Below are 13,869 nucleotides of genomic sequence, written 5' to 3' on the forward strand. Positions count from 1 at the left end.
TCTTCGGTATACTGCATTTCAATACCCGGAACGACTGACTCCCCGCTCAATGCCCGTAATCCTGGATACTCTTCTAAGGCCAGGGCTTGCCCCTCGGCATCGTACGCACGCCAGCGTTGCGGATGGTCTAGATCCCGAGAAGGAATGATACCACCGGGCATGTAATGGTCCATTTTCTGATTGCTCAGCACGATCTTTCCAGAGCTATCCATTACGCCAACGCCCACTGGAAGGCTTTCAAAGAGGGCAGCCAGTCGGGCTTCATTTTCCCGCAGGGCTTCTTCAACGACCTTACGGTTCGTAACGTCAACCATAACTCCGCTAGCCCGCAGGGGCTGGCCATTTTCCTCAGCAGTGACTCTTCCATAGCCGCTCATCCATCGCGTTTCTCCATCCTCCCGTATCATTCGAAACTCCGCATCATAAAGCGTACGCTTCGTAATGGCTTCTTGTAGTTGAGCCACAATCGATTCAGCATCCTCAGGATGCAGGTGGCGGGTAAATGCACTGGAAGGAATTGGGTTAGGCTCGACGCTCATGCCTAACAGGTAGAAATGCTCTTCATTCCAATACACCTGGTCGGTCACTAAATCCCATTCCCAAGTGGCCATCTGGGCGGCCTCTACCGCCAGCCGAATCCGCTGTTCTGATTGCCGCAGGGTTTCTTCCATCTTTACCCGTTCCACCGCCGCCCAGGTACGTTCTGCTACTTCTTCGACCAGCTTAATCTCCCGGGATGTCCAGCGGCGAGGACGTGATGAGATCGCGACCATTGACCACAAGGGCTTATTTTCACCCTTACGCAAAGTCGAGGCCACCATCGCTCGCATGCCCAGTTTCTTACTGTTTCGCTTCTCGGCTTCGGATAGTCCTTGCCTTTCGTAGTCGTCCTCAATGACGAAAGTCTGATCGAAAATAGCTTTAAACGCTTCCGGATAGTCGGACAAAACAAAGTGGTCAGGCAAGGGGGGCACGGTATCGTTGCCAATTTGATAATCAAGGTCGGCTCGGTTTTCTTCTACATAGTACGAGGTAATGTAACTGCGATCCAATTGTAATTGCTCGATGAGTAATGCAAGGGCTCGGTTCGCTACCGCATCCGCCGTTAGCTGGGTTCGTAGTTCGTCAGAAAATTTAAGTAGGAAAGCCTGCTCTTCGGCCTGTTGCTTACGTTCGGTGATGTCCTGGAACACGGCGGCCACGAACGGGCTGCCCGCCCCGCCGACTCGCGAGTAGTACGTATCAATCCAGCGGCCCAGGTCAGCGTTATAGGCTTCCATCCGCACGGACTCGCCGGTTTGATACACGTTACTCATCGCATCCAGCCAAGCCTGCTCCAGATGGGGCACTATTTCACTGGCTCGTTTGCCCACCCAGCCGCCTATTCCCGCATGACGCTCAACGCCCGGGTTCGCCTCCCGCCAAATCATGTCGGTGATACGCCCGTGCTGGTCGGGAAAGACTTCCACAATGGCAACCCCTTCGTCAATCGAGTTGAACAAGGTGCGGTATTTTTCTTCGCTTTTCAGCAAGGCTTCTTCGATGCGTGCTTTTTCCAGCCGGTTCCAAATCCGCGTGGTCAACTCCTTTATTAATTCAATCTCGTCCTTACGCCACCGCCGGGGTTGCATCGCTGCGATTCCCAGCATGAACTTGAAGGCACCCTGATGGGCCAACGGCACCGCGACAAAAGACCGGATCCGCAAGGCCGCATACGCCTCTTTGCTCACCCGGGAGTCGCTCTCCGTGTCGTTTACCGCGATCAGTTCGCCGGCATTATTGCTGGCAATTTGTTCTTCGCTCCAAAGGTCCTTGATCTGGTGGCGTCCCTTTACTGAGGGTACGTTATCGGCCGTCCAGCCATCCATGAATACCTCTACTTCCAACGTGTCAGACACTTCCCCGAAATTGCACCATTGGGCCTTGAAATGCCTGCCAATTTTCTCCGCCAGCGAGCCCACCGTATCTTTAATGGGCTTTAGATCAATCAGATCTTTGGTTAGTTCAGCTAAGAATGCCAGTTGTTCTTCTTGGCGTTTACGTTCGGTGATGTCTTCAAAAACAACAGCGACCTGATGGCTATCTGACCCACCAATACGTGAAGCATACGACTTATACCAGCGTTCGGAGTCAGCGTGATAGTTCTCGAGAAAAACTGGCTCTCCGGTATCGATCACGTTTTGGTACGTATCCAACCAAGAGTATTCCGTACCAGGGGCGACTTCGGAGCCGAGCTTGCCAGTCGGGTCTTCCTGCCCCGTGTGCAATAGATAGGCTTGATTAACCTCGATGAAACGATGATCTACGGCGTGACCGGTCTCATCATAGATTAATTCAATAATACCGAAGCCTTCGGCTATGGAGTTAAACAGGGTATGGTACTTGTCCTGAGCACGTTTAGCGATTTCGTCTTTCAGTCGAAGATTTTCCTGCTCGGCCTTTCTGCGTTCCGTATAATCGGTTGCTATTATCAAAAACTGAGTTACCTGACCCGCTTCATCCCGCTTGAACACTTTGCCACGAATGGATAGTAACACCCAATCACCCTTTTTATTTTTCAGCCGATATTCGGTCTTGTTTTCCTCTCCGTCTGCCAGGGTCTCAAACCGCTGATAATAGGCCTGGATAGTGGGCAAATCCTCGGGGTGAAACAAACTCATCCGATCCGCAAAAGGCATCGATACCATTTCCTCGGGGTCGAAACCGAGCATAACCATTGGATTGCGGTTAGCATACAGGATCTTTTTAGAGGGAAGCTCGACTACGGCTACAATATCAGGCAAAATTTCACTAATCATCCGAATGAGATGTGCTTGCTCAAGTAATTCCTGCTCCGCTTTTCTTTGCTGCGTGACATCGATCGCGGTAGCCACCAAGCCATCCTCCAGTTTAGCGGCCATCAGATGAAACCAGCGGTCCATGCCTTTGAGGTTAATCTGAACTTCGGTGTTCAATTCAGTACCCGTCTCTACCACCTCCCGATACAGTTTGAATAGGAGTGCGTCTTTAATACCGGGATACGCCTGTGAATACCGCTGACCCCTTCGGTCTTGGTGGGCATATTTACGGGCTTGCTGGTTTTCTAATTGAAACTCGAAATCAACCAGGGTGCCGTTTTCATCCCGTACGGCTTTGTGATAAGCAATGGGATTCAGCGTAACGTCAAAGACGGTCTGCACTAATTCTTTGCTTGCTTTGAGCTCCTGTTCCGCTTGTTTCTTCTCCGTGATATCTTGGGTAGTCATCACGAAGCCATCCCCCATTTTTACTAAGGTCTGATAAAACCACTGATGCTGAAACTGTTCGTGGGAATAGTACTGCTCCTGCTCGATGGAAATGCCCGTTTGAGTAACCTGTATGAATTTCTCGAACAAGCCGGTTTCTACGACGCCGGGGCTTTGGCTCAGCAGGCGTTGACCAATGATTTCTCCATTCTGCTCAATACCCCGCTGGTTGTTCATGATCCAGGTAAAATCAATGATAGTACCAGCATCATCCCTTACGGCCTGAAAGGCCTGAATAATGTAAGGGGAACTATCGATAATCGCCTGCAACAATTCTTTAGTGGCCTTTAACTCGGTTTCGGCCTCCTTACGAGTTGTAATATCAGTCGTAGTGGTCGCTACCCCATCGCCCAACTTAACCGTCGATTGGTAAAACCACCCGTCAAACTGTTCATGGACGTAGTGCCGCTCGGACTGATCCGCGATGCCCGTTTCGCATACCTGCTTAAACGTATCAAAGATGCCCACTGCTTTCACGCCGGGATTGAGCGTGAGCAGGCTCTGGCCCATCACATCCCCGTACTGCTGCTTACTGCTCTGATTATTAAGAGTCCAGACAAAGTCAATGATTTCACCGGCTTGATTGCGTACCGCTCTAAACACCTGGATCATTTCCAGCGTACTATCCAGGGTGGCCTGGAGTAAAGCCTGACTTTGCTGTAACTGCTGGGTTCGCTCGGCTACCTGCTGCTCAAGCTCTTGCTGGTAGGTTTGCTGCGTATGCCGTAAGGCTGCTTCGGCCTCTTTTTTGGCCTGAATGTCAATGTTGATACCCAGCCATTTTCTGACGCTTCCGTCGGCGTTAAGGATCGGCGTAGCCCGCACGTTGGTCCACCGCCAACCACCCCCGGGTCGTTGCAGACGAAATTCAGCGTTTACGGGCCAGAGCCGTTTAGCCGCTTCCTGCCACTGAGCAAGGGCGTATTCCTGATCGTCGGGGTGCACCGCTTGGGCCCAGCCTTCCCCTAGCCACGTTTCCAGCGACTGGCCCGTATAGGCCCGCCAGCTGGGAGAATCGGTAGTGACCGTGCCTTGGGCATCGGTTTCCCAAAAAGCTTGGGCAAAGGATTCCAGTAAAGTTTGATACTCATCCGCTTGAGTAGAAGCATGCGAACTGCTTTGATTAGCATCCATAACGATAAAATAGGGTCGGAGGAACTCAACTAGTAATCGTGCGTAATCCCTAGGTAGCAAAAGGGATTCAATTCTGGCGGGAATGAATGTCTAAGTAAGTCTATTCCAACTATCATTTTCAGGACAGCTAATTTTCTTACCCTAAGTCAAGAAAACTCGGGTTACTGAGGCTTCCTACTACAATGATTTTGCTTCGCTAGCTATAGGACTACTGTTTCGTACGCTTACTACTATACGAATCACTAAAAAAACCCGCCCAGCAATGCCAGACGGGTCAGAGATCTCTTTTCATTCAGAGTATTCACAACGTTTGCGTATAGCTAGCTTTTATTCAGCTACAACCATTACAGGCTTCCATGATTGATTCGAACGTTTTGATACCTAGCGTCCTCTTATCTACTCATTACAGTATGAGATAGACAATAGCCTTTCTAAGGTGATAGGCTATCCTAATTATCGATCAACAAATTAGTTAAGTCTTACTAAGGTAAGAGAAGCCCCCTGAGCAAAATCATCCAGTTGAAGCGTAATGGTTTGCTGATTATATTGAGCTACATATAACCCTACTTTATCTCCTTCTTTTAATCTTATAATAGAAGTAGACTGCACTTTATAATCTAAATCAGATGATCTCACGTAGGCCTGACTACTAGGATAGGGATCCACAAATAAAGCTGCTTGATATCCATATCTATTCTCTAAAGACTCTGATTTTGCACTTATATAAAAGTTAACCAAATAATTCCCAGCTTTTTTAACGGTGAAAATGGTTTTATCCTCATTAACTTCAAAGTCAGCCGAGCTATTGATAGCTGGAAAATTCATCATTTTAGGTACGATTGGCTCTAAAACGAAATAACGGGTGTAGCCATTCACTCCATAGAAATAAGTACTACTGGGAATTTCACTTTTACTAACCATTTTATCCCATGCAGATCCATTGAAGGTATAAAATCCCGGGTCTACATCAGTTTGGTAAATCATTAAGCCATTAACAGCTTCGGGCTGACCAGGACTACCCGGTCTGTTGGCCTGCGTTACCCGTGGAATAAGTATTCCTTTGTTCGTTGAGTTGACTTCCAATTGGGCACTTGGGTGCGGTGTTTGGGTACCAATACCAATTTGAGAAAAAGCGGTGTTAGCTATTAAGCAGAAAACAAGAGCGGTAAAAATTTTCATATAGAGCGTTTAACCAAAGGGATTTATTTAGGCAATCAAAGATAGTACTGTGTTGAATAAAAAAAGCCTTTCCAAATTGAAAAGGCTATATACTTCTTTGTATTTCATACGCTCCTACTGCATACTCATCTAATCGCTTCCGTCACTCATAATCAACCGGATTAATAAAATGAACTTATTTATAGCAGCAATACACCTCCTCTGTAGTCCGTTACAAGGGGCTTAGCGTATTGAAGTCTAGTACTGCCGCTTTCGCTGAATATTCTTTTATTCAACCTCTACCATTACGGTAACCTTCGCCGAAAGAGACTCTGCGATTCTCTAGCGTCTTAAGACCACATTTGCGGGTACCTTGCTCAATAGTTCCTACTACTAGTTTGAAATAGCCAAAGGCCTAGCTCGGCCCGAGTCATTCTTCGAAACTTCCACAAAGCCGAAACCAGATTCGGAATTCGTTCGACCTCGCAGGAAATCTTGAATTTGCAGCCCTTGAGAGAGGTAATGAATTCTGTTAGATCATCGGTACCATCAAAGCAGGCAACCTTCAGTTTACCAAGTTCCAATTCGTAAGAAAGTTATTCTTTTATCGCCGGGTAAGCTGCTTTCGCTAAGACCCAAATCTTCTTATTTTGGTACCGCTCCTGCGATTGAAGAACGCTGTAAACTAGCCAATACGTCGCCCTTTTCAACAGCAGACCTAGTTTAATTCCAGTATAAATCAACCCCTTCGTTGATGGCTATCATTTGTGATTTAAAATGTTCGATTCGATAAGGCTGCCCTTGTAGATATAACATCTTTGTTTCCAAGTGTATTAAGGTATTTAAATCAACGTCCTTCTCGTTACTCCAGATCAATCGATTCTTTAGGGCGTCTCTCAGGTAATACTCACGCTGGAATGCAGTGCTGGGTTCTAGTGAATAACCATTCGGGAAAGCTCTTTTCTTATGCTTGATCATTAGAACTTTTTTCTCCATACCGCTGTCACGTTTAAGCCTTTGCCACTAGTAATGATCCTGCTTTAATTGACAGCCCAGCAGAAAAAGTCCTAAAAAAAAACAGATAACCGTTCGTTTCATAGACCACTAAAGTTAATGGCTAGTTTTGAAAGTCATCTATAAACAACCTGGGGTGAATCAGACATACTTTGGCAATATTACTTGCCAATACAAAAAGTAAATACTATTGATTATCAGCATATTAATTATAAAAGGTACAAATAGGGTACATTTTACTGTAATTTGTACCTCAAAGGCTGGCTTTGCGGCCCTTCTCTCCTACTCTGATTTTTGCTCAAATACGCGGAAGAGGTAGCGACATAACCGACAGAAGTAGTTTTCCCCGTTTTGGGTGATAACATTGTTAACGAAAAAGCACCCAGCGATTGGCCAGGTGCTCGGGAGTATACTTGACTAGTTTATATATCTAAAGCGTTGCGTTAATAAGCCCGTTATTTAATAACGGGTGTTTGCATTGGAAAAAGGCTAAACTGCCCAGTTATTGGATTTTCATCCATTGTAGGTAAGCCTCTACACTCTATGAGCCTTCCGCAAAACTTATGTAAATGTGGGTCATTGGTATATATACACTCTGCTTTTTGAACTATTGCCACAGAGGCAATCATAAAGTCTACCTTTATATGATTACGTTGAGGAGGGTCAGTTACTTCTCCTGCTTGTCTGGCAATGCAATAGTCTTCGAATAATGTCGCGAATCGCAGGGCTGCAGCAGTGCCAAATTCGGCCACTCGAGCATTTCTGCAAATAAGATCATATAGCTCAAGTCGATGCTGTTCATCTTTAACCTTAACCAAAGATTCGGCCAACACAAAAGAGGGGATGCATAGTAAATAACCACTTTGGATTATATCACTAATCAACTTTTTTGCTCTTGGGATCATATCTAATTGACCTTCAACTGCCTCTTCTTTAATACCCCATACAGTAATGTTGGTGTCAATGCATATAAGCTTACTCATAAGGCTAGGGTTAATCGTTATTCAAGTAATCTTCGATATTTTGTTCTGCATCCCATGCTTTTCCTGCCGCTAATCGTAATTTGTCAAATACCAGTGAAGGATTGTCACCGTCAAAAGGCAACACTTCTTCAATTGTGAAGCTTACTAATTTCCAGTTGTTTGGATCAATTGTGTCAATTACAGATTCCCCCCTTAAACGAACCGTTTTATATAATAGCTTTCCTAAGGCAATACCCTGTTCCTTTGTAACTTCTACACTCAAGGGCTTTGGCTCTTGGTCGAATTTTAGGAGAACATGAGGATTTACGGGTCCTCCTACACGCACTACTTCGGCATAAACTGTTGAATAATCCTTTATTTGATATGCCTTTGCGTCTTCAATTTGAGTGGAAGGTGTAATTTCGGAAACTAAGTTCTCGTTTGCTTCAAGGTAGACTATGCATTGGCGTTTTTTTGCGAAGCTTTTCGATGTTTCTATAAAGTCAATAACTTGAGGTGCTAATCCGCGACGCCTAATTTTGTCTTCCTTGGTAGCGTCTACGATCTTAATAAAGCCTACTTTAATTGCGTTGCTTTTCGGTTCGTAAATTAACTGAGCACTACCCTCGTTAATTTGAGTCAGGCTTATATACTGATCTTCCCCATTGCTTATTAGTCCTTCGTAGCGTATCTGGGCAATGATAGCTTCTTCTAGCCCCTTACTGAGGTTAGATAGATCACTTACAGCTAAGGTATTGGGCCTCATACCTTCACCATGAAGTCTTAGGCCTATCGTTTGAAAATCATTTTTCATCTGCTTAGCCAAGAGGATAATTAATAGTATGACATATCCCTTGCAATATTGCTCTCGAGTTGTAGAGCAATAAACGACAAATTCATCGCTTATAATTATTGACGACGGTAAGTTAGTCTTATAATATTATACTTTTGATATATTTATGGTTATCGCTCACCCGTAAAAAAGATTTTGTTTGAGCATCACTTTCAGCACTTGCGTCACTTCATCTTATCATTTGGGCATTGCAGAGGCAGAGTGATAGTGCATCTTGCCATTGGAGTCGAGTACTATCGGAGCCACCCTAGCTATCCACCCTTTGATATGTATAGACCACTTAATCTTGCCCGTTGATTCGTCTACGGCATGCAATTGCTCGATTGCTGTTTTTGACTCGCCGCTCCCTACATAGATCACGCCATTGGCAACCACCGGGCTGGATCGAATTCTACCCTCGAACCGACATAGCTCCTGGAATTCGCCTGACTTCTCACTGATTCGATACAGGATGCCCTCTTCATTTCCCGTATATAAGTAGGATTTGGAGTAGAAAGGTGCAGCAAAACCAAAGGCTAGCTTCATAGGTACGTCCCACAGGAGTTTCATTCCTTTCTTTGACCAGGAACTCAGACGACCCGGTGCGGTAGCTCCATAGCTAATAAACAATCGATCAGGAGAGGCAGCAAATAGTTGTCCTGGATAATACTTATCCGGAATTCTTTGGTTTAAGGCAAGCGTTCCTTTCTTTAAATCAAATGAAATAACGAATGGATGAATCTTAAATGGGTACTGGTGGCTGGAAGGGTCCCTTTCACTTTCCTTAGCGTACCCATAGAGTGTTTCATCCATCCAGTAGGGTATTTGAGGGTACTTCTCATGAGCCAGCCGCCATTTGACAGTGCCGCTTGAGGCCTCGATGGCTACTAGTTCAGGGCCTGTCTCCCAGTAAAGTATGCCATCCTTTGAGTAAAGCATCCCTCCGGAAAAGGAATCTATTCGCCATTTCCTTTGACCTGTAGCCGCATCCAGTCCAATTAAGTGATTACTTGCCCTGGTACAAAGTGTAGCGTCTATAACAATCAAATTATTTGGATAGGATGAACTCTCCAGCTTCACCTGCCATTTCATCTCCCCTGTATTGATGTCATATGCCTCAATGGAACCATCATGCTTAGGCACATAGCCTAGCTTGTTGGTAACAACAAAACCATCACGGACTGCATTATCAACATGTTTTTCCCATAAGGCTTCTCCGGTCTGGGCGTTGAAAGCATAGAGCCCCCCATCGAAATCAGACATGAAGACCGTTTGATTGGTAGCGAGTTCGTCTTCAACTTCAGCGGGAGGATTATCTTTTTTGCAGGCACTGAAAGTATAGCAAAGGGCTATGAATAGGAAAGCGACGGAAAAGAACTTCATAAAGAGCAGTAGTGGACAACGGGTTGAAGCAAAGATAGTAGGAAGTAGATTACATCCTCAATCTTACGTATATTCTAGGTAGTGTCCGTCATGTAATAATCTCATAACGGAAAATCTCCGTAGTGCTCCCTAAACAAAACAAGCCCGACGACAGCCGAGCTTGTTATATTTAAATGTTATAGTGGTATGTCTAAAATTCAAATCAATTGCATTCTGCACACCTTTTTATATCATATGATCCTTTAAGAGCATCATCCCATCCCAGTTTAATAGTTTCAGCTCTAGAGTATTTATTGGGATGGGAGGAAGTATTATGCTCTGTACCATAACGCATAATGCATTTAACAGAGGCATCTTTGCTTGCTCCTAGTTTATGAAGAATATATCCACTCCAGTAATCTGCATCTAATTCACTATTTAATTTTGATGCTTGATCATTTGCAAAACCTGCAATATGATGACCTACTTCGTGAGCAAGAATTGAAATTGCTCCCCAATTTGTTTTCGAGTGCTTATTTACATTATGTAAAAATAAATGATCTGCCACAATTATTCTTTTTCCATTGGATATGGTAGCAAAACAATTGTTTTCATCCTTAGCAATATATACTTTTATTGGGACTGTTATTTTTAAAGAGTTTAATATTTCTTGTATTACATCAGAGATTCCAGTATCGTCGCCAATTCTGGATTCACTTGCAATATATTGCTGTTTAGGAAGCATATAATAGCCTTTATATATATCAAACCCACAAAATACACCATGGTTAGGCTTGATACTCACAGTCTGTGCATTGACCAATGTTGTGTTTGGATATAATATAATCACAATTAATATAAAAATAGAAGGCCTTATCATAACTGTAAATTAATTAGGTTTAAATCCAGAGGCTGTTTTAGGAATAGTGATTTTTAAAGCTTTAGTATCATCAACATCAGCGACTAATTCATCGATTTGGTCGACATCAATTGGAGAACTTTCCTTGCTCGAATCAGGTCCTAATCTTGAATCAAGCCTTGGGTAACTTGTAGGTTGTATTACACAACCCTTAACTATTTGACTATATAGATTATTAACGTACAGGCATTGCTGTCCATACCATTGATTAAGATTATTTACCATCTGCATTCTGCAATTTTGAACAAGCTGTGGATGATAAGGTTGATTAAATTGATTAACTGCAGGACACCTTATGCTAGGTATTACTTGCCAATATTCATTGTGATAGATCTGATTTACCTGAATAGCATAATTTTGTAATTGTGCTACAGCTTGCCCGCAGCCAACATTTTGGGCAAGAATGCTATTGCAACAAAAAATGAAGATTACAGTATAGGTTAGTTTTTTCATGATATCTAACTATTAGGGAAGCAATTTTTATTATTCTGTACTTTTAATCAATACCTATTTATAGGCATTAAGGATTTCAATAAGAAACCCGCCCAGCAACGCCAGACGGGTTCATGGTTTTAAAGCTATCTTTTTAAGCAGCCGCCTGCCGTTTGCCCAAGGCTATGTAATCCTGAGCATCAACGTCATGAAGCTCCTCGGCAAGCTTACTTAATAGTTCAACCATTGACGTAAATGCCACAGCCACATCGTAGCGTTCATCTTCCTCCAGCTGATGAAAGGGAATAGAAACCGCATAGTGAGCAAACATTTGGCTTAGGTGGCCTTGTAGTTCCCGCACTACGGTTCGAGTGATAAAGCCTTCAGCGATTTGATAGACCTTCTGGTGTTTTTGAGAATCGTTTCCCATAGATGTAAGTAGTTGTAGAGTTTGAAAAAGATCAGCCTCCTAGAGAAGCCCTAAGAGGCTGAGGATTGGTTAGTAGATGTCAATACAGATGAGGTCCTTTAGCCGTTCCCGCTGCTCGGCGAATACTTCGTCCTTCACCTTTTGAGCCATCTCTGCAAACTGGGATGACATAAAGTACACGTAAGACGTCCCGGTCAAATCAGGCTGAGTGCCCATTTCCAGCCAGACGTAATTGCCATTCTCCACATCCATTGGAACTTCGTTAAAAATGGGCAGATGAAGTTTAAAGTCGTCAAAGCAGGAAATGCTAGCCAATTTCTTTTGATCAAGGGTTTCGCTTACTTCTTGATAACCTTCATGCTTAGGGCCAAAGTAGCTTTTACGATCTTCAAAGTAAATGTCGGCTTCTTTTGACGGCATCCACTCCCGGTGAAAGACCTTCAAATCTTCGTAAATGGCATGTGTAGTCAACCGGCCCACTACATAAATGGTCTGATCGCCCTCCCCAGCCGTCAAATGAATCATACGCTCAGTGTGGTAGAATTCTACCCGAGGGAGGCCTTTTTGAAAGACCTCGGATTCCTTGTACTTCTCATAGAACTCGGCAGGAAGACTGATGTGCCCAGTAATCTCTACTGGTCGGCTAATATTTGCCTGCGTGTTGCTATAAGCCACTGAGAGCGGCGATACAGGGGCAGATGGTGCGGATACTCGTGCTTGGTTTTTCATGGTATTAGAAAGGATTTAGACTGGTTTAGCGCATAGCTTACCTGGATCACCGTGAGGACGGAGATGAGCAAAGCATTGAAAACAGAGTGATTACTTAAGAACGGAAAGCGTTATACGTGACTAGCCGTCATTGGGTCGTCAATTTGGCGGCAGATGGTTTCGATTAGATCCATGACTGCCAGATGATACTCGGCTGCGTGATGTCTTTCATCATCGTCAAGGTTTGCATACAGATTTGAGGCAGCGTACCAGATATGAGCCCGGCTGAGGTGACGTTGCAGGGAAGGAAAGTCATAGTCTTCCCGCATGGTCTTTGCTTTTTGGAAGATGACTTCGGCAGCCTTGGAGGGTTCGGCTGAAAGGGAGGCGTTTTTCGTTGCCATAGTTAGTATGAGTTTATAAATTAGGAATGGACTCGAATTCAGAGAGTACTCGTTTTTCAGCTACTCGGGCATAAGGATACAACTCCCGGATATTGCGATGACCCATCATTTTGGCCACCGCTTCCATGGATAACTTCCAGTCATTGAGAGCAATCATAGCAAAAGTTTTTCTGCCCGTATGAAGCGTAAGAAGTTTGTCTATTTGAGCGACGGAAGCTATCTCTTTTAATGCCTTATTCATCTGAGGGTTAGAAGATACGGGAAGTCCATCAGGGTATTTCTCAATTATTGCCTGAGCCTTATCAATAAGCGGGACAAATGCCTCCGTTTCGGTTTTTTGCCTCCGCATACGGAAAGCCATTGTCCCTTTTCCTTTGTGTCTTTCAATGAGTTTGTAGTCAAAATCACACAGATCACAATAGGCAAGACCAGTGTAGCAGGAAAAAAGATAACAATCACGCACATGTTCTAATCTTGCATTAGGCAATTGAACGTCTTCAAGTTGAGTTAACTCTTCAGCAGTCAAATGCACTAACTTTTTGGTGTATTTACATCCTACTTTTAGCATGTGTAAAGGTGAGGTTTCTAGATAACCTTCCTCGACTGCATAGTTCAAAATGAGACGAACAACATGGACAATTTTAACCTGATAAATCTCTCCACAGAATGTTGATAAGTAGGCCCGAAAACGCTTGACCTCAGATCGATTGAAGTCTTCACAAAGCAAATCCTCCTTATCATTTTTCTTTAAATAAAGCTCAATCGTATTGTAGCGAGATCGGTAGGTTTTCTTCGTTCCTGCCGACTTAAGCATAAATTCACCGCTGTTGAGATAGTCCCGATAAACTTCCAGGAAGGTATAGGTTGCATTCGGACGAAGAACAATCTGCCTGATGACATTGGGAGCCATGGGACGTTTCTGCTCGTAGCACCGATTACGATACTTGTTGATTTTTTCTTGAATGAGCCGGATTAAGTGATTCGCATCATGAGCCTCTTCAGAGTTACCCTTGGCTACTTTTTTAACATCGTCCCACTTAGAAGTGGGTAGAGATATACCTAGCACTTGGTCAAAGATCCTTTTGCCCTCCAAGGTAATCCTCAATTTAAGTGCGGCTGGCTTCTCCGGATTCATTGAAGCTCTTAAATAGAAATAAAGAGTGATTTGATTTAACATGACTTTAGGATTTAAATTGGAGAGTATAAGTAGGCTTATTCACTGTTTGCTTC

General features: G+C 44.1%; 11 protein-coding genes. All 11 read right to left on the minus strand.

The window, feature by feature from the left end:
• Window positions 1-4,418, minus strand: a 4,418-nt coding sequence (locus ACOJTG_RS16560) for a PAS domain S-box protein (RefSeq protein ID WP_420154845.1), incomplete at its 3' end; no start/stop codon positions are given.
• A gap of 468 nt (window positions 4,419-4,886) precedes the next feature.
• Window positions 4,887-5,597 carry a hypothetical protein gene (locus ACOJTG_RS16565; RefSeq protein ID WP_420154846.1) on the minus strand — a complete coding sequence of 237 codons (711 nt, stop codon included), beginning with the start codon at window positions 5,595-5,597 and terminating at the stop codon, window positions 4,887-4,889.
• A gap of 1,448 nt (window positions 5,598-7,045) precedes the next feature.
• Window positions 7,046-7,573 carry a type II toxin-antitoxin system VapC family toxin gene (locus tag ACOJTG_RS16570; protein WP_420154847.1) on the minus strand — a complete coding sequence of 176 codons (528 nt, stop codon included), beginning with the start codon at window positions 7,571-7,573 and terminating at the stop codon, window positions 7,046-7,048.
• Between the two features lie 10 nt (window positions 7,574-7,583).
• Entirely contained in the window at window positions 7,584-8,366 is a 783-nt protein-coding gene (locus ACOJTG_RS16575; RefSeq protein WP_420154848.1) for a hypothetical protein, read from the minus strand.
• A gap of 216 nt (window positions 8,367-8,582) precedes the next feature.
• The gene (locus ACOJTG_RS16580) at window positions 8,583-9,767 is read right to left on the minus strand and encodes a PQQ-binding-like beta-propeller repeat protein (RefSeq protein ID WP_420154849.1); all 1,185 of its coding nucleotides are present in this window, start codon (window positions 9,765-9,767) and stop codon (window positions 8,583-8,585) included.
• Window positions 9,768-9,969: 202 nt separating this feature from the next.
• Window positions 9,970-10,551, minus strand: coding sequence for a hypothetical protein (locus ACOJTG_RS16585; RefSeq protein WP_420154850.1), 582 nt, complete (start codon window positions 10,549-10,551; stop codon window positions 9,970-9,972).
• An 84-nt stretch (window positions 10,552-10,635) separates the two neighbouring features.
• The gene (locus ACOJTG_RS16590) at window positions 10,636-11,118 is read right to left on the minus strand and encodes a hypothetical protein (RefSeq protein WP_420154851.1); all 483 of its coding nucleotides are present in this window, start codon (window positions 11,116-11,118) and stop codon (window positions 10,636-10,638) included.
• Between the two features lie 133 nt (window positions 11,119-11,251).
• A complete protein-coding gene (locus tag ACOJTG_RS16595; RefSeq protein WP_420154852.1) occupies window positions 11,252-11,527 on the minus strand; it encodes a hypothetical protein in 276 nt (91 codons plus the stop codon).
• 69 nt (window positions 11,528-11,596) lie between these two features.
• Window positions 11,597-12,256, minus strand: a complete 660-nt coding sequence (locus ACOJTG_RS16600; protein ID WP_420154853.1) for a hypothetical protein — start codon at window positions 12,254-12,256, stop codon at window positions 11,597-11,599.
• Between the two features lie 110 nt (window positions 12,257-12,366).
• Window positions 12,367-12,639, minus strand: a complete 273-nt coding sequence (locus ACOJTG_RS16605) for a hypothetical protein (RefSeq protein WP_420154854.1) — start codon at window positions 12,637-12,639, stop codon at window positions 12,367-12,369.
• Window positions 12,640-12,652: 13 nt separating this feature from the next.
• Window positions 12,653-13,816 (minus strand): phage integrase SAM-like domain-containing protein, encoded by a 1,164-nt coding sequence (locus ACOJTG_RS16610; RefSeq protein ID WP_420154855.1) that lies wholly within the window; start codon window positions 13,814-13,816, stop codon window positions 12,653-12,655.
• Between the last annotated feature and the right edge of the window lie 53 nt (window positions 13,817-13,869).

The sequence above is a fragment of the Siphonobacter sp. genome (genome assembly GCF_048595215.1).
GTDB lineage: Bacteria > Bacteroidota > Bacteroidia > Cytophagales > Spirosomataceae > Siphonobacter.